At 33.1% G+C, this 16666-nt stretch carries 13 protein-coding genes and 1 other annotated feature; of the genes, 8 read left to right on the forward strand and 5 right to left on the reverse strand.

The annotated features are described in order from the left end of the window. Positions 1 to 152 precede the first annotated feature (152 nt). From LQ675_RS06445 to LQ675_RS06455, 3 genes are read right to left on the reverse strand one after another with little or no spacing between them, the layout of a single operon-like run. Entirely contained in the window at positions 153 to 1298 is a 1146-nt protein-coding gene (locus tag LQ675_RS06445; RefSeq protein ID WP_239727226.1) for an acetoin utilization protein AcuC, read from the reverse strand. Next, positions 1291 to 1935: a CBS and ACT domain-containing protein gene (locus LQ675_RS06450; RefSeq protein WP_075578034.1), complete on the reverse strand. Its 645-nt coding sequence runs from the start codon at positions 1933 to 1935 to the stop codon at positions 1291 to 1293. The genes LQ675_RS06445 and LQ675_RS06450 overlap by 8 nt, the downstream gene beginning before the upstream one ends. 15 nt (positions 1936 to 1950) lie before the next feature. Continuing rightward, positions 1951 to 2586, reverse strand: a complete 636-nt coding sequence (locus LQ675_RS06455; RefSeq protein WP_037588559.1) for a GNAT family N-acetyltransferase — start codon at positions 2584 to 2586, stop codon at positions 1951 to 1953. A 149-nt stretch (positions 2587 to 2735) separates the two neighbouring features. On the opposite strand from LQ675_RS06455, the gene acsA reads away from it, so the two are divergent. Then, positions 2736 to 4448, forward strand: a complete 1713-nt coding sequence (acsA, locus tag LQ675_RS06460) for an acetate--CoA ligase (protein ID WP_048539571.1) — start codon at positions 2736 to 2738, stop codon at positions 4446 to 4448. 165 nt (positions 4449 to 4613) lie between these two features. Next, a complete protein-coding gene (locus tag LQ675_RS06465) occupies positions 4614 to 6281 on the forward strand; it encodes a formate--tetrahydrofolate ligase (protein WP_048539810.1) in 1668 nt (555 codons plus the stop codon). 289 nt (positions 6282 to 6570) lie between these two features. Here LQ675_RS06465 and LQ675_RS06470 read toward each other — a convergent pair whose 3' ends face one another. Next, complete coding sequence (locus tag LQ675_RS06470; RefSeq protein ID WP_088592289.1) at positions 6571 to 9030, reverse strand: transglycosylase domain-containing protein; 2460 nt, start codon at positions 9028 to 9030, stop codon at positions 6571 to 6573. A gap of 100 nt (positions 9031 to 9130) precedes the next feature. After that, positions 9131 to 9324 (forward strand) — a binding site (T-box leader). Positions 9325 to 9373: 49 nt separating this feature from the next. Between LQ675_RS06470 and tyrS the strand changes: the two genes are divergently transcribed. The 3 genes from tyrS (at position 9374) to LQ675_RS06485 (ending at position 12174) form a co-directional block, all read left to right on the forward strand. Beyond that, complete coding sequence (tyrS, locus tag LQ675_RS06475) at positions 9374 to 10636, forward strand: tyrosine--tRNA ligase (protein ID WP_107610121.1); 1263 nt, start codon at positions 9374 to 9376, stop codon at positions 10634 to 10636. 120 nt (positions 10637 to 10756) lie between these two features. Further along, positions 10757 to 11335 carry a LemA family protein gene (locus LQ675_RS06480; protein ID WP_049318639.1) on the forward strand — a complete coding sequence of 193 codons (579 nt, stop codon included), beginning with the start codon at positions 10757 to 10759 and terminating at the stop codon, positions 11333 to 11335. After that, entirely contained in the window at positions 11335 to 12174 is an 840-nt protein-coding gene (locus tag LQ675_RS06485) for a TPM domain-containing protein (protein WP_107610120.1), read from the forward strand. Before LQ675_RS06480 ends, LQ675_RS06485 begins: the two co-directional genes overlap by 1 nt. 455 nt (positions 12175 to 12629) lie before the next feature. On the opposite strand, the gene LQ675_RS06490 is transcribed toward LQ675_RS06485, so the two are convergent. Further along, positions 12630 to 13886, reverse strand: coding sequence for a S1C family serine protease (locus tag LQ675_RS06490; protein ID WP_080964634.1), 1257 nt, complete (start codon positions 13884 to 13886; stop codon positions 12630 to 12632). Between the two features lie 167 nt (positions 13887 to 14053). Between LQ675_RS06490 and LQ675_RS06495 the strand changes: the two genes are divergently transcribed. The 3 genes from LQ675_RS06495 to LQ675_RS06505 all read left to right on the forward strand — a co-directional run bounded on the left by LQ675_RS06495 (position 14054) and on the right by LQ675_RS06505 (position 16630). Then, positions 14054 to 14683 (forward strand): lysophospholipid acyltransferase family protein, encoded by a 630-nt coding sequence (locus LQ675_RS06495; protein WP_075578032.1) that lies wholly within the window; start codon positions 14054 to 14056, stop codon positions 14681 to 14683. A gap of 154 nt (positions 14684 to 14837) precedes the next feature. Continuing rightward, entirely contained in the window at positions 14838 to 15953 is a 1116-nt protein-coding gene (locus LQ675_RS06500) for an HAD family hydrolase (RefSeq protein WP_107610119.1), read from the forward strand. A 143-nt stretch (positions 15954 to 16096) separates the two neighbouring features. Next, the gene (locus LQ675_RS06505) at positions 16097 to 16630 is read left to right on the forward strand and encodes a helix-turn-helix domain-containing protein (RefSeq protein WP_048539578.1); all 534 of its coding nucleotides are present in this window, start codon (positions 16097 to 16099) and stop codon (positions 16628 to 16630) included. Positions 16631 to 16666 lie beyond the last annotated feature (36 nt).

Genomic DNA, 16666 nt, shown 5'->3' on the forward strand with positions numbered 1-16666 from the left:
ATATAAAATGATTTCGTAGTCCCGCCCCGGCAAGGATGACTAGAGTTGAAAAAAGCTTGGTACAAGCGCATTTTCAATTCAGACATCTACTGCCAAGTTGCAAAAAGAGACTGAGACATTACATTATGTCCCAGTCTCGTCTTTTTTTACATTTAATCAAACCAATCTAATATTCTTAGTTTAGTATTATTATTTTTTTCTGTTATTTCTTTTCTTCTAGGTATGTCAGTATAGTCTTCTTTTTCATCTATCCAAGTTGAAGGTAGTGGTAATGGTGCGTGTGGTTGGTATTTTTGTAACCATGAATCTGGTATTGATCCTTCAGGTGTTTCTAGGTCATTTAGTGCAAACCATACATGTGACCACGCTCTAGGTACAACGCGCCATATATTATAGCCACCGCCTCCAATCATAATGATTTTGCCATCACAATGTTTATCAGCTAAACCTTTAACGATATATGGTATTTTATACAATGTATCAAGTGTGCAACTTAAATGTGTGAGTGGATCTAAATAATGTATATCCACACCATTTACACTTAGTATGACATCTGGTTTATATGCTTTACAAACTGCTTCTACTGTATCTTTAAAAACGTCTATGTATGAATCGTCTTCTGTATAAGCATCTAATGGTACATTGACAGTCGTTCCAAATCCTTTGCCATCACCGCGTTCTGTTAACGCACCAGTGCCTGGAAATAAGTATCGACCAGTTTCATGTATAGAATAGTTCATGACATCTTCGTTTGTATAAAATGACCATTGTACGCCATCGCCGTGATGTGCGTCTGTATCAATATATAAGACACGTTGATTATACTTTGATTGCATGTATTGAATGGCAACAGCACTGTCATTATATATACAAAATCCGCTCGCTTTACCTTTAAAGCCATGATGTAAGCCACCGCCAAGATGGCATGCTCTTGTTGCTTCTCCAGTCATAACGGCATCTACTGCACTTAAAGTTCCACCAACAACACGTGCACTATTTTCATGCATATTTATAAATTGTGGCGTGTCTTCAGAATTTAATCCGTATTTATCATATTCTTTTAATGGTAAATCACCATTACCAGCTTTCTTTATTGCTTCTATATAATTTGGTTCATGTACGAGTTGAAGTTCTTCATCAGTCGCTACCCGAGGTGAAATAATATGTGCTTCGGTTAATACACCTAAATCAAAGAGTAAATCAGTTGTTAATTTAAGTCTCATTTGATTGAAAGGGTGACTATCTGAAAAACGATATTTCAATAAATCTTCAGAATATACATATTTAACATTAGTCATTTTTTATACCAAACGGATAGATGACATGGTAATCTTGTTCTTCTAATAATTTGTATATTTTCTCTGGATTCATTGATTTCACTCGTAACATCAGGTATCTCTTATTAATATCTTGTTGATCTGCATATGCTAAAACGTTTAAGATATCAATATTTTGTTCTTTAAATATTCTAGTAATATCATGAAGTGCGCCAACTTTATCATCAATATGTACTTCAATAATAGAACCAGGCATAGTCACACCTGTAAGTTCTAAAAATGTATTGAGCATGTCTTTTTGGGTAACGATACCAATTACTTTATTATCTCGAATAACTGGAATTGAACCAATAGACATTTCATAAAAATCTAGTGCAATATCTTCTACGAAATCAAGTGGATGGCAACGTATCACATTACGTCTCATTATTTTTGAAACAGATAATGACAAACTTTTGTTGGGCTCGTCATCAGATAATATACTAGGCAGAGCCATTTTTATATCTCTATCAGAAATAATACCGAGTAAATGATCTTCTTCATCAACAATCGGTAAATGTCTAATTTCTTTTTGTGTCATTAATACTAAAGCATCTTCAATAGATTTATCACTTTGTATTGTTGTACAAGGTGATGTCATAATTTTTTCAACTAACATAAATTCAAACCCCCTCTAAAAGAAAAATCTATTCATAAATCTGAGTTTATCAAATGCTTCCATTTGTTCTTGTTGAATATTTTGTCCAATCCTTGCCATTAGGCTATTAGCTGGATGACTAATTATTTCAGGGTCGTCTGTTGCAAACACTTCTAATCCACCTTCAGCCATCATTTTATGCATGATTTTTTGATATTGATAAACATCTAAACCACTGTTTTTTAAATCCCAATGCCAATAATATTCAGTTGTAATGACGATGAAATCTTCCATTTCAGGCGCTTTCATAGCAAGTTGAAGCATTTTTTTACCTAGACCATATTTACGATAATCTAAAGACAATTCAATAGCACCTAACTCTAGAATATACGGTAAATTACCATCAGACCATCTTTCTAATGGGTCAGGGTATAAGTATGTCGTATAACCGATAATATGTTGATCAATACGTGCGATAATTATTCTTCCTTCAGGCAATTCAGCAATTTCAATAATGGCTTCAAATTGTTCTTTAGATACTCTAAAACTATTGAGTCCTTCATCAAAAGTCATGTTTCGTAATTCATCTGGATGTACAGGTCCTTCAACGATAATATCTGTGTCTTTATCATAGGGGACAGTTTCAGATATAAAAGTCTTCTTGAATTCCAATGTTGTACCTCCTTTCATTAAGTATGATATTCTATATTTGCAATATGTATTTTGAATAATCAAATTTTTTTGAAAAGTATCATCTATTTATATTATAATGTAAATAGGCTTTATTGAAAACGATTACATTCATAAAAGGGGAGATTTAAATGAAAGTCGAAGTTTACGAAGCATTAAATGATTCTTATAACCTTGCTGATTATGATGAAACAGTAAAAAATCATAATTGGAAAGATATCGAAAAGAATTTCAGTTGGAGTGAAACTGGAAAAATAAATATGGCTTACGAATGTATCGATCGTCATGTAGACAATGGTAAAGGGGACAAAATTGCACTTCATTATAAAGATAGCAATAGACAAGATAGTTATACATTTAAAGAATTACAAATCGCGAGTAATAAAGCTGCAAATGTCTTGAAAAATGAAGCGAATGTACAAAAAGGTGATAGAGTATTTATATTTATGCCTAGAACACCTGAATTATATTTCTCTTTATTAGGTACTTTGAAGATTGGGGCTATCGTAGGACCATTATTCGAAGCTTTTATGGAAAAAGCAGTTAAAGACAGATTAGAAAATAGTGAAGCTAAAGTGATCATTACGACGAATGATTTAGTTGGTAGAATTCCGAAAGATGAATTACCAAACCTTGAACATATTGTCGTTGTAGATGACGAAGTAAGTGATGAATACATTGATTTCAATCAATCATTTGAACAAGCAAGTGATGAATTTGATATTGAATGGTTAGATAGAGAAGATGGTTTGATCTTACATTATACATCAGGTTCTACAGGACAACCTAAAGGTGTATTACATGTTCAAGAGGCTATGATCGTACATTATATATCTGGTAAATATGTATTAGACTTTAAAGAAGATGACGTTTATTGGTGTACAGCTGACCCAGGTTGGGTAACAGGCACATCATACGGTATCTTTAGTCCATGGTTAAATGGTGTTACAAATTGCATTGTCGGTGGAAGATTTTCGCCTGAAGGTTGGTATGACTTTATTCAAACATATGGCGTAACAATTTGGTATACAGCGCCAACAGCACTACGTATGTTAATGGGTGCTGGTGATGATGTTGTTAGTAAGTATGATCTTTCATCATTAAGACATGTGCTTTCAGTTGGTGAACCATTAAACCCTGAAGTTATTAAATGGGCACATAACGTATTTAATCATAGAGTACATGATACATGGTGGATGACTGAAACAGGTGGACATATGATTGTAAACTATCCTTCTATGGATATACGTGCTGGTTCGATGGGTAAACCATTACCAGGTATTGAAGCAGCAATTGTAGATGATCAAGGTAATGAATTACCACCGAATAGAATGGGTAACTTAGCCCTTAAAAAAGGTTGGCCATCAATGATGAGAACAATTTGGAATAATCAACCTAAATACGATTCTTACTTTATCAATGATGAGTGGTATGTTTCAGGAGATTCTGCATATAAAGATGAAGATGGTTATTACTGGTTCCAAGGTAGAGTTGATGATGTAATTATGACTGCTGGTGAACGTGTAGGTCCATTTGAGGTTGAATCTAAACTCGTTGAACATCCAGCTGTTGCTGAAGCGGGTGTTATCGGTAAACCTGACCCAGTAAGAGGTGAAATTATTAAAGCATTTATTGCTTTAAGAGATGGCTATGAAGAATCAGACGAACTTAAAGAAGAAATTAGAAAGTTTGTTAAAGAAGGATTAGCTGGTCATGCAGCACCTCGTGAAATTGAATTTAAAGATAAATTACCTAAGACACGTTCAGGTAAAATTATGAGACGTGTACTTAAAGCATGGGAATTAGATTTACCAGCAGGTGACTTATCTACGCTTGAAGATTAATTTAAATAAAGTTCACGTCATATAATTGGCGTGATCTTTTTTACGGGAAATTTGAATAAAAGTAGCTTACATATCGACTTTTATGAGTGAATTGTATATCCTAATAGTGTTAGGATATGTCATTTAATATTTAATTTGTAATATAAATTTAAGGAGTGAACGATGTTGAGTCATTTATCAGATTTAGAAATTGCAAAACAAAGTACTTTAAGACCAATTAGTGAAATAGCTGAGAAGGTGGGAATTTCTCATGAAGCTTTGGAGCCTTATGGTCACTACAAAGGAAAAGTTGATATTACAAAGCTAAATGATCTAGAGGAAAAAGGTAAAGTTGTTCTTGTAACAGCTTTAAGTCCAACGCCAGCAGGTGAAGGGAAATCAACGGTAACAGTTGGATTAGCAGATGCCTTTAATCAACTTAATCAAAATGTAATGGTTGCATTAAGAGAACCTTCACTTGGACCTGTATTTGGTATGAAAGGTGGCGCAACAGGTGGTGGTTATGCACAAGTTTTACCAATGGAAGAAATCAATTTACATTTTAATGGTGACTTACACGCGATAACGACTGCTAATAATGCGTTGTCAGCTTTTATCGATAATCATATCTATCAAGGTAACGAACTTAATATTGATTCTAGACGAGTTGAGTGGAAACGTGTACTTGATATGAATGATAGAGAGTTACGTCAAGTCGTAGTTGGTTTAGGTGGCCCGACAAGAGGTGTACCAAGAGAAGATGGTTTTGATATCACAGTTGCATCTGAAATAATGGCTATATTCTGTTTATCAAACGGCATTAAAGATTTAAAAGAAAATCTAGCTAACATTACAATTGGCTATAATGTCGATAAGCAACCAGTAACGGTTCGTGATTTAAAGGTAGAAGGTGCTTTAACACTTATTTTAAAAGACGCGCTAAAACCTAACATCGTACAAACGATAGAAGGCACGCCTGCATTAGTACATGGTGGACCTTTTGCGAATATTGCACATGGATGTAATTCAATTATTGCAACGAATACTGCTAGAAAGTTAGCGGATATCGTCGTAACAGAAAGTGGATTTGGTTCAGATTTAGGTGCAGAGAAGTTTTTAAATATCAAAACACGTAAAGCTGGATTTGATCCAAGTGCAGTTGTAATAGTCGCAACTATTCGTGCGTTAAAAATGCATGGTGGCGTAGCAAAAACTGATCTTAAAGAAGAAAATGTTCAAGCTGTCCAACAAGGTATCGTAAACTTAGAACGACATGTCAATAACATTAAACAGTTTGGCGTTGAACCTGTTGTAGCAATTAATGCTTTTATTCACGATACAGATGACGAAGTACAAGTTGTCTTAGATTGGTGTAAAGAAAATAACGTAAAAGTTGCTCTAACAGAAGTTTGGGAAAAAGGTGGAGAAGGTGGCGTCGAACTCGCTAAAGAAGTATTAAAAGTATTAGAAACACCTCAACCATTTAAGCAACTTTATGATTTGAACTTATCTATAGAAGAAAAAATTGAAACAATTGTTCAGAAAGTATACGGTGGAAGATCTGTTAAATTCAGTGATAAAGCCTTGAAACAATTGAAGACAATTAAAGAAAACGGTTGGGATGAATACCCAGTTTGTATGGCGAAAACACAATATTCATTTACAGACGATCCAAAAGAACTTGGTGCACCAGTAGACTTCGATATAACAATAAGAGAATTATCACCAAGAACTGGCGCAGGATTTATCGTAGCATTAACAGGGGACATCATGACAATGCCAGGTTTACCAAAGAAACCAGCAGCATTAAATATGGATGTTAACGAAGACGGTTCTGCAGTAGGATTATTCTAAATAAAATATGACTTTATAGAAAACTGTTGAGACAATAATGGCTGTCTCAACAGTTTCTTTGTTTATAAAATATTTAGGGATATGTAGAGAATGAGTTTTTAATTACAAAAGTCGGTGGAATTGTAACTAAGGGTGCCCATAGTAACAAAAGTCGGCCAAAGTATAACTAAGGATGCCGTTAGTAACAAAACTTGGTTGAAGTGTAACTAAGGCATGCCATCACATCATCTTATTCAACAAAAAATAACACCTCATTTTCAGTGAAAATGAGGTGTTATAAACGGATTATCTAATTATTGCCACTTGGTGGTGCGGTGCTTGTACCACTGGATGGCTTGCTATTGCTGTTTGAATTACTATCTTTATTACTGCTTGATTTATATGACCAAGCTTCTTTAGAATTTTTAGATACGCGTTCTTTTGGCTTAACTTTTGAAGATGTGTTTGTATCAATTGCTTGTCCTAGTCGTTTTAATACATAGTCAGAATTAATATCTTTATTCGAAGTATCGACTTTATCAGATATTAATGTAGAAGATTTAGATTCACCACTACTACAGCTTCCTGTAGAATTTGTGTATTGGCAAATTGTGTCTTCTTTAACTGTGCTAGGTCTAGAGAATTCACTATCGTATCCTAATTTTTCTCTATCTGTAGAAGATAATGCATTAACCATATCTCTCCACATAAATAATTGATAATGACTGTCTTCATCAAATGTTATTGGTTGGTCGTAACCCATCCATATACCAAGTGTAACTTTTGGTGTATATCCTACAAACAGGCTATCTTTAGCATCTTGTGATGTACCTGTTTTACCAGCCCAGTTACCGTCAAATGAATTCTTAATTTGGTAACCAGAACCGTCATCAAGAACACCTTCTAATATACTTGTTGTTAAATATGTTGTTGATTCACTAAAGATACGCTTAGGATCTTTTTTGTGTTGATAAATCACTTCGCCATCTCGTGATTTAATAGATTCAATCATATAACTTTCATTATATTCACCTTTATTAGCTAAAGTACTGTAACCATTCACATCTTGTTCTAACGTGAAGTCTGCTGTACCAAGTGTTAAAGCTAAACCATCTTGGATATCTTTAGGTACGGTCATACCCATTTTATTTAAGTTTTCCCATGGTTTGTAGTCTTGAACATTGCTATACAATCTTAAAGTACTTAAGTTTAAAGAGTTTCTTAATGCATAATCTGCTGTTACCGGCCCAAATTCTCTTCTATCATAGTTATCAGGAGAATAACCTTGGAAGTCGAATTTTTTATCCAGTAGGGCAGTGTTTGGTGTGATTAATCCATTTTCAAATGCAGGCGCATATGTGAGTAATGGTTTCATTGTTGAACCTGGTGAACGTTTAGCACTTGTTGCGTGATTGATTTGTGATTTTTCGTAATCTCTACCACCAACGAACGCTAGAATTTTACCAGATTGGTTTTCTTTTAATAATGCGCCGACTTCATGTTGGAAATCTTTAGAAGCTTTTTTACCTTCACTGTTTGTATAACTTGCTTCTCTATCCCATGAGTAGCTACCAGAATTATCTTTAACTTCTTGAAGTTTGTCATACATATCTTTATCAATCGTTGTATCTACACGGTAACCTTCAGTTCGCATAGCTTGATTAGCTTTTTCAGTGTATTTCGTCATAAGAACAGGTGTTTGATCAAGTTCTTTCTTAGAAATATTATCTTCTTTAGCTAAATGATATTTAAGAATATCAACAGTACGTTTTTCTACTTCTTCTGTTAAGAATGGATATTTCTGATTAGGTTCTTCAACCTTATCAACAAATGATTTCTTGATGTCGAATTTTAATGCTTCATCGTATTCTTTTTTCGTAATTTTTTCTTCTTGATACATTCTTTTCAGAACATAGTGTTGACGATTGATGCCGTATTTCAAGGATTCATCATCTTTCAAATCACCATTCGGCAAGAAAGGTGTGTATGTGTAAGGATTCTGTGGTAATCCAGCAAGATATGCTGATTGTGCAACGTTTAAATTCTTAGCTGATTTACCAAATACACCTTGAGCAGCGGCTTCAATACCCGCTATATTAGAACCATTTGAATTTCTACCGAATGAAACAACGTTCAAGTAACTATCAATAATTTCTTCTTTTGATAAGTTCTTTTCAACATTCATTGAAAGTAGCATTTCTTTTGCTTTACGTTCAAATGATGTTTCATTTGTTAAAAGTTGGTTCTTAACAAGTTGTTGCGTTAATGTACTCCCGCCAGAAGAATTAGCACTGCCAAGCACTTCTTGTACAGAAGCTCTTATAAAAGCTTTTGGTACAATACCATTATGGTTATAGAAGTCTTCATCTTCTGTTGATATAAGTGCATTTTTAACATTCTTACTTATGTCTTTCCCTTTAATAACATCCCTTTGGACATCACTTTTTAATCGACCAAGTGACTCTCCAGAACCAAAATAAACAGATGTACTTTCTGTCATTGAATAAAGTTGTTGCTTCATTTCTTTTTTAGACATTACTTTTTCATCTTTGACAAGTCCTGCGAAGTATCCTCCGCCAATACCCAATCCTAAAGCTAATAATAAACAACTAATAAATACAATAACGAAAAATAAATTGCTTATTACATTGTATGTAGTATGGAATATGAGTTTTGGAGACCATTTTGTTTCTTTAAAAGTATCTTTATATTTCTTACTTGAACGATTAAATTGTTCTTTAAGTTTGTTTTTAGACTGATTTGAACTCAAATTTTTACCTCCAATCTAATCATCAATATTATAACATATATGTTTAGTGTTGACTTTTAAAAAAGTTAGCATTATACTTTGTAATTAATTGCATATGGTAATGAACTAAAGGAGAAGTAGTGATTATTTTCTTTTTAAGAGAGTCAGTGGTGCTGCGAACTGATAAAGTGATAATGATGAATACACCTTTATAACAACAAGTTCAACGTTATTAATGTACGTAACATTAAAGAGTGATGATGTATGAATGTACGTCATAAGTATGGTGGTACCGTGTATTCAAGCACCCTTACATTTTTGTGAGGGTGCTTTTTTATATTCTATTTTAGAGGAGGAAAATATAATGACAAATGAACTTTTAGAAGATTTAAAATGGAGAGGTTTAATTTATCAACAAACTGATGAACAAGAAATTGAAGATTTATTAAATAGAGAGTCAGTTAAAATATATTGTGGTGCAGATCCAACAGCTGATAGTTTACACATTGGACATTTATTACCATATTTAACACTACGTCGTTTCCAAAATCATGGTCATACACCAATCGTCTTAGTCGGTGGTGGTACAGGTATGATTGGTGACCCATCAGGTCGTTCAGAAGAAAGAAAATTACAAACTGATGAACAAGTTGAAGCTAACGTTAGAGGGATCATGAATCAAATGCATAAAATATTTGATTTTGAAGGTGAAGACTCAGCGATTCTTGTTAACAATAAAGATTGGTTAAAAGAAATAGACTTAATTTCATTCTTAAGAGATTACGCTAAACACGTAGGTGTAAACTACATGTTAGCGAAAGATTCTGTTAAGACGAGATTAGAAACAGGTATTTCATACACTGAGTTTACGTACATGATCTTACAAGCCATTGATTTTGGATACTTAAACCGCAATTACGATTGTAAAATGCAAATCGGTGGTTCTGACCAATGGGGTAACATCACGACAGGATTAGATTTAATGAGAAGAATGTACGGTGACACTGAAGCTTACGGTTTCACAATTCCACTTGTTACGAAAGCAGATGGTAAAAAATTCGGTAAATCTGAATCAGGTACTGTATGGTTAGATAGAAGTAAAACCTCAGCTTACGAGTTATACCAATTCTGGATTAACTCACAAGATGCTGATGTTGTAAAATACTTGAAATACTTTACTTTCCTTGATAGAGAAGAAATTGAAAGACTTGAAAAAACAGTTGAAGAAGCACCTCACTTAAGAGAAGCTCAAAAAGTATTAGCTGAAGAAATGGTCCGCTTTATACATGGTGAAGAAGCTGTAGAAGAAGCTAAAAGAATTACAGATGCACTATTTAAAGGTGATATTAACTCATTAACAAAATCAGAAATCGTAGAAGGTTTTAAAGATGTGCCAACAGCTGAAGTGAGTTCTGAAACTGTACAACTTGTTGACTTTATTATTGAAGCTGGCGTTTCTCCTTCAAAACGACAAGCACGTGAAGATATTACGAATGGTGCAATTTACTTAAACGGTGAACGTATTCAAGAAGTTAACCATGAGATTTCAAGCGAAGATAAAATAGATGACGAATTTACAATTGTAAGAAGAGGTAAGAAGAAATACACAATGGTTAAATACGTTTAATATTTATAAGCTATTAAGACTGAGGCAACCATGTTTGTCTCAGTCTTTTTTAGCATACATATGGTATTTATTGTATAATAAAGAAGACAATTTATTTATAAATAGAAAGGGAGACATTTAATGAAAAAATATTTAGGACCAATTATTGTTGTTGTAGCAGTAATTGTTATTATTGGCTTATTTATGATCGGTCCATACAATAGATTAGTTGGACTTGAAGAAGAAGCGGATAAGTCATTATCTAATATTGATAATCAACTTCAAAGACGTGTTGACTTAATTCCTAACTTAGTTGATACAGTTAAAGGTTACACGAAACACGAAGAAAAAGTATTTAAAGATGTATCAGATGCACGTAGTAAATTAGCAGGTGCGAATACGCCAGAAGAAAAAGCAGAAGCAAATGGTGAAGTTAATAGTGCGTTAAGTCGTTTACTTGCTATCAGTGAAAATTATCCAGATTTAAAAGCAGATAAGCAATTTACAGGATTAAGAGACGAATTAGCTGGTACTGAGAATAGAATCGCAGTAGCTAGAAAAGATTATAACGAATCTATTAATGAATATAATCAAGCTACTCGTAGATTCCCTTCTAGTATCGTAGCAGGATTGTTTAATTTTGATAAAAAAGAATACTTCCAAGCCAAAGGTGAAGCTAAAGATGCACCAAAAGTTGATTTTGGCGGAGACGAATCTTAATGAAATTAATGTTTAAACGATTTTGTGTCTTGCTTATTGTTAGCTTTTTTTCACTAAGTTATGTCGTACATGCAGCTGATGATAAATTTCCTAAGTTAGAACAGCCTGTATTTGTACAAGATCATGCTAAATTAATGACTGATCAAGATAAAGACAAAATTAATCAAAAGGGTCAAAAATTACAAGATGGAACAGATGCAGATATCTTGTTAATGACGATGAAATCAATAGGTCAAACACCTCGCCAAGATTATGCATTAGACGCGGGTCGACACTATAAAGTTGGAGACCAAAAGCATAATCGTGGTATCGTTATTCTTTTAAATATGGATAACGGTAATGAGAACAATAATAGAGGTATTGATATAGCAGTTGGAGATGGACTTGAAGGTGTCCTCAACGACTCTAAAGTTGGGGAATTGATTGATTCTAAATTTATGCCTTACCAAAAGAAAGCTTCTCAAACTAAAGATACTAAAAAAGCAAATGCCTATTACAGTCAAGGTTTAACAAATTTATATGATGCAGTGTGGGATGAAGTAGCTAAAAGTTACGGATACGATGGTAAGAAGTTTACTGAAGACGAGCCACAAAGTAGTGGGTTAGGAAAAATACCATTTATCATCTTTATCATATTTATTATTGTATTCTTCATCATTTACTTCAAAAATGGAGGCGGTAGACCTCCAAGAGGTGGAAATAGAAGAGGTACAAGACGCGGTATGACTGGACCATTTATCTTTGGAGGTTCATCAGGTAGTTCTGGTGGCGGGTTCTCCGGAGGTGGCTTCGGCGGAGGAGGCGGCTTCTCTGGCGGAGGCGCAGGAAGAGGATTTTAGTTTGTAATATGTATATAGAAAAAGCATGCAACTCGATATGGGGTGCATGCTTTTTTTATTATATGGAGTTTATGTATATATAATAGTAGATATGATTACAAAAGTCGGCTGAAATGTTAATAAGAAGGCCGTTAGTAACAAAAGTAGGTCGAAATGTAACTAAGGAGGCTATTAGTAACAAAAGTCGGTCGAAATGTAACTAAGGCCGCCCATAGTAACAAAAGTCGGTCGAAATGTAACTAAGGCCGCCATAGTAACAAAAGTCGTCTGAAATGTAAATAAGGATGCCCATAGTAACAAAAGTCGTGGGAAATGTAACTAAGGCCACCCATAGTAACAAAAGTCGTCTGAAATGTAACTATGGAAGCACATAAAAAATACACCTAAAGCATAATACTTTGGCAACTATCTAAAAACCGCATGGGACTCTATCATTGTCCCATGCGGTATATAATTTAGTTTTGTTCTTTTAATGTGATTTTTGTTGTATGTGTTTTACCATCTCTAATGTATTTGATTGTGATTTTGTCACCTGGTTTTTTCTCATTGTAGATATAATTTTTAATATCAGAAACGACTGATACATCTTTATCGTCTACTTTAGTGATGACATCATCTTTTTTAAGTCCGTTGTCTGCTTTTTTATCTACTTCAGAAATGTAAACACCTTTATCTGTTGTGAGATTTAATTCTTTTTTGTATTGGTTTGGTATATCATCTATTGAAATCATGCTGATACCGATATAAGGTCGTGTAACTTTACCGTCATCCATAATATCTTTAATGATATTGTTTACTTCATTACTTGGTATTGCAAAACCGATACCTTCTACATCAGATCTTGAAATTTTCATTGAGTTAATACCGATAAGGTTACCGTTTAAGTCGATTAATGCACCACCTGAGTTACCTGGGTTTATGGCAGCATCTGTTTGAATTACTGTTGCTTCTGTCACACCTTGAGAAGTTTGTACATTCATCGTACGTTCTTGTGACGAAATAATACCTTGTGTCACACTGTTTGCAAATTCGACACCTAATGGATTACCTAGAGCAAATACTGTTTCTCCAGCTTTAACTTTAGATGAATCTGCGAATTTAATTGGTTTAATATTATAATTGCCTTCTATTTTTAATACTGCTAAGTCTGTCATAACATCTGTACCAACAAGTTTTGCTTTCACTGATTTATCATTATGAAGGCGAACCTCTATTTCATTTGCACCTTCTATAACATGGTTGTTCGTTACAATGTATGTACTATTACCATTAGATTGATAAATCACGCCTGTACCTGTACCTGTTTCTTCTGAATCACCAGACCCGTTTGAATCCTCAGAGTTGTTACCACCGAAAAATGATTCAAGTCCGCTTGCTTTTTGTTTGTTAATAACACCTACAATTGAAGGTGAAACATCTTCAATCATTTTAGAAACGGATTTGTTGCTAGATTTATTATCTTTAATATTGCCACCTTTTTCATTAGCAGGTGCTTTAGTAATGTTTGCTTCATCATTATAATTGCTAAATACATCTACTATTTTAGTCCCTCCGATATATAATGCGAGTATTAACACCGCACCTAAAATACCAGAAATAAATGGGATAAGACAACTTTGATACCAAGGGATTTTATTCTTTTGTTTGTAATAGTAACCATTTGAAGTTGTCTTATTAATATTTTGTTGATCCTCATTTTGATTTTGATCCATTGTATTGCCTCCTTAAACACTGTCCATAAAATAATTATTATAGAAATCCCTTTAAAAAGCTAATGATATGGTTGTTTTAAATTGTTACAATATTTTGTATGAAAACTTGTTCCACAAGTACGACAATGATAGAATATGTATATCATTAAGAAGAGAGTGGTCATTAAATGTATAAATTTGCGAGTACTGTTTTATATACTATTTTTCAAAAATTCGGGAAACAAATTGTAGCAATCAATAAAGAAAAAGTTCCTGATGAGCCTTATATCGTTACATGTACACATACAGGATATGTAGAAGTTATCATGTTAGCTTTAAGTTTATATCCTACAGAAATTAATTATATGGCTAAAAAGGAATTATTTTCGAAAGACTGGTCAGAGAAGTTCTTTCATTCATTGAATGCATTTCCAGTTGATAGAGAAAACCCAGGTCCAAGTACATTAAAAATACCGGTTAAATTATTAAAAGAAGGTAAAAGTGTTGGTATATTCCCATCTGGTCATAGAGCAGAAACAGGAGAGGCACCATTGAAAAGAGGGGCAGCTACGATTGCTGTATTAAGTAATAAACCAATTGTACCAGCTGCTTTTGAAGGCCCTAAACAAGTTAAATCAATTTTTGGTTTTAGACAAAAGTCCTTTATTAAATTTGGAGAGCCGATTGATCCAAACGACTTACCAAGTGATTTAAAGAAAAGTGAAAAAATAGCTAAAATTATGACTTTATTAGAAGAAAGAACGAATACTTTACAAAAAGAAGTAACGTATATTGCTCATAAATCTAGACAAAAATAATATTAAAAAATCTTACAAGCGACCATTTGCTTGTAAGATTTTTTTGCATTTTAAAGTAAAACGTTTTCATTTATCTTATGTTGTAATACTACTGTATTCGGTAATAATCTATGCTAAAATTATAATCAGAATGTTCAAAAAATGGAGGCATAATATGAAACAAGTATTATTTGATGTAGACGGTGTTTTTTTAAGTGAAGAAAGATGTTTTGATGTTTCTGCTTTAACAGTTTATGAAATTTTATATAGTGAAGCTTTTTTAAACTTAAAAGGAACAGTAGACATTGAAACATTAGACGAACAAGATATTAAACAAATTAGAAAAGACATATTTATTGATGATCAAATTCTGAATCAACTTAAGTCTTTAGGTTTAAATTCTAACTGGGATATGCTTTTTATTGTGATTAGTACACAATTAATTGAATTGTTAAAGCAAGCAAAAGCTAAATATCTAGACTTGAGTAACGTTAACTTTGACGACAATACTTTGAAAAATTATGCTCAACAAATAGTAGGCCAAGAGATCAATATAGAAACACCTCGTCGATTTTTATCTAAAGCGACTTCCGGTAAAGAAAATATTTATCATGATCTTATCGCTTTTGCGAAAGAAGAACTCAATGTAGAAGATGCTTCAATTTTTGAATTGAAAAGTAAGTTCTGGGATGTTGCTCAAGAAGTTTATCAAGAATGGTACTTAGGTACTGAGTTATATCAAGAAGTTGAACATAAGACACCACGTACAACTTTTAAAAATGGTTATATAAAAGAAGAAGTAGTGTTAGCAAATGTGGATGAAGTGACGCAATTGCTAGAAGATTTGAAAGAAGCGGGATATCAAATCGGTATTGCTACAGGTAGACCAAGAACAGAAACAATCGTTCCATTTGAAACAATCGGTTGGTTAAAGCAATTTGATGAATTCCATATAGGAACAGCATCAGAAGTTCTTAAAGCAGAAACAACATATCCTGAATTCAAACCACTCGGTAAACCAAATCCGTTTAGTTATTTAATAGCGAATGGTGGAAATGACCCAGAGAACTATTTAACTTATATTAAAGAACAAGAACAGGTGTTTAGTGAGCAAGATATATATATAGTAGGTGATTCATTAGCTGATTTATTAAGTGCACAAAAAATAGGTGCAACATTTATAGGCACACTTACTGGATTAAAAGGTCAGTCAGCAAGAGCAGAGCTAGAAGATTACCATGCTGATTATATTGTAGATAATATATTAGATATTAGAAACGTATTATTATAAATTTAACATCCCACAAATCTTTGATGATTTGTGGTTTTTTTGATAAATAAATAATTTATAAGATTTTATTACAATATTTACTTACAAATATTGTATAATAGAAGTGTGAATAAAATTTTGAAAAACAAATGGGGGTTGGAATAATGTATATTGATATTTTACTTAAAAATCATGATGCTGATAGAAACCATTTTATGAGGCAAACTGGATTCTCACATAAGAAAATTTCTAAACTCAATAAGCAAGATCCTAATTCGTATAGTGAAGAATTAATTAAAGAGATTGCTCAATTCCTTAATTTAAGCTATGACAATACTAGAAATGAATTACGACAAATTAAAGAAAAGGGGACACTTTATAAAGCACACACTGTCGACGAACTAAAGATTGTGATTGATACGAGTCCTAAAGAATTTTTAGTTGGTAAAGAGGTTTATAGTCTGATTAATGATATAAAGCAATCTGATATATCTCATGATCAGCAATATATGAAAGACGTATCCCAAACTGTTTTAACATCATTTATTTTATGGATTGTAGGTAAAGTGAGAAGTATTGGTAAATCATCTGAAGAAAAAATGATTAATGATATAAGGTTACATATCTTAACGTACTATGATATTCATGAAATGAACAACAATCGAGCAAGACTTGAACTTAAAGCATTTGTAAGTTAATTATGTATAATAAAAACCACGTGTTAGATGAATGCT

Origin of the sequence: Mammaliicoccus sp. D-M19, from assembly GCF_022386695.1 — a bacterium.
Taxonomy (GTDB): domain Bacteria; phylum Bacillota; class Bacilli; order Staphylococcales; family Staphylococcaceae; genus Mammaliicoccus; species Mammaliicoccus sciuri.

Excerpts from the sequence above, each read along its gene's own strand:
- LQ675_RS06485 (WP_107610120.1), top strand. The coding sequence starts at position 11,335 with ATGAAATTAATGTTTAAACGATTTTGTGTCTTGCTTATTGTTAGCTTT.
- tyrS (WP_107610121.1), top strand. The coding sequence starts at position 9,374 with ATGACAAATGAACTTTTAGAAGATTTAAAATGGAGAGGTTTAATTTAT.
- LQ675_RS06505 (WP_048539578.1), top strand. The coding sequence starts at position 16,097 with ATGTATATTGATATTTTACTTAAAAATCATGATGCTGATAGAAACCAT.
- LQ675_RS06445 (WP_239727226.1), bottom strand. The coding sequence starts at position 1,298 with ATGACTAATGTTAAATATGTATATTCTGAAGATTTATTGAAATATCGT.
- LQ675_RS06495 (WP_075578032.1), top strand. The coding sequence starts at position 14,054 with ATGTATAAATTTGCGAGTACTGTTTTATATACTATTTTTCAAAAATTC.
- LQ675_RS06480 (WP_049318639.1), top strand. The coding sequence starts at position 10,757 with ATGAAAAAATATTTAGGACCAATTATTGTTGTTGTAGCAGTAATTGTT.
- LQ675_RS06500 (WP_107610119.1), top strand. The coding sequence starts at position 14,838 with ATGAAACAAGTATTATTTGATGTAGACGGTGTTTTTTTAAGTGAAGAA.
- acsA (WP_048539571.1), top strand. The coding sequence starts at position 2,736 with ATGAAAGTCGAAGTTTACGAAGCATTAAATGATTCTTATAACCTTGCT.
- LQ675_RS06450 (WP_075578034.1), bottom strand. The coding sequence starts at position 1,935 with ATGTTAGTTGAAAAAATTATGACATCACCTTGTACAACAATACAAAGT.
- LQ675_RS06490 (WP_080964634.1), bottom strand. The coding sequence starts at position 13,886 with ATGGATCAAAATCAAAATGAGGATCAACAAAATATTAATAAGACAACT.